This is a genomic window from Candidatus Protochlamydia sp. R18 (genome assembly GCF_000648255.1).
Lineage (GTDB): Bacteria > Chlamydiota > Chlamydiia > Chlamydiales > Parachlamydiaceae > Protochlamydia > Protochlamydia amoebophila.
In genome coordinates this window covers 1-207 of the sequence record NZ_BASL01000340.1, presented here as the reverse complement: position 1 = coordinate 207, position 207 = coordinate 1, and the positions used below count along the sequence as shown (strand labels likewise).

At 33.3% G+C, this 207-nt stretch carries 1 pseudogene; it reads right to left on the bottom strand.

Features of this window, described 5'->3' with window-relative positions:
• Positions 1-75 precede the first annotated feature (75 nt).
• Positions 76-207, bottom strand: a pseudogene (locus TY19_RS00385) (IS5/IS1182 family transposase); the annotation flags it as partial.

Below are 207 nucleotides of genomic sequence, written 5' to 3'. Positions count from 1 at the left end.
ATTAAAGCAGTGGCTCTTGAAAGACCTCGATTTGGTTATCGGCGCATTCATTTTATATTAGAGTTCTTCTGAAACCTAATTTTTAAGTTCATAATTGTATAATCCTGCTAAAAGATTAAAGCGTAATCCAAATCTTTTCCTCCTATTTCGATAACGATCTGAGATAATTTTGAACCGCTTTAACATTCCTATCACGTTCTCTACAAG